The sequence below is a fragment of the Saccharothrix sp. NRRL B-16314 genome, assembly GCF_000716595.1.
GTDB lineage: Bacteria > Actinomycetota > Actinomycetes > Mycobacteriales > Pseudonocardiaceae > Actinosynnema.
The window spans coordinates 1-301 of sequence record NZ_JNXC01000251.1; the positions used below are offsets into that span (position 1 = coordinate 1).

General features: G+C 72.1%; 1 protein-coding gene. It reads right to left on the bottom strand.

The window, feature by feature from the left end:
* On the bottom strand, nt 1-188 hold a 188-nt coding region (locus OQ02_RS46565; protein ID WP_442973749.1), incomplete at its 3' end, for an ATP-binding protein.
* Nucleotides 189-301 lie beyond the last annotated feature (113 nt).

Here is a 301-nt window from a genome sequence, read left to right on the forward strand (position 1 = left end):
AAACGCCCGTCGTAAGCCTCGATCCGCCGGCGGATACCGGCCAGGCCCGACCCCTTGCTCTCGTCCGCGCCCCCCTGGCCGTCGTCGCTGATCCGCAGCAGCAGCCGGCTGCCCTGCCTGGCCACCTCGACCACGGCGTTCGCGGCGTTGCTGTGCTTGGTCACGTTGGAGAGAGCCTCGGCTACCACGAAGTATGCGGTGGCCTCGACGGAGGCGGCGCACCGGCCTGGTACGTCCACCGTCATCTCACACGGCACGGCGCAGCTGCTCGCGAGGCCGGCCAGGGCACCGGCGAGCCCGC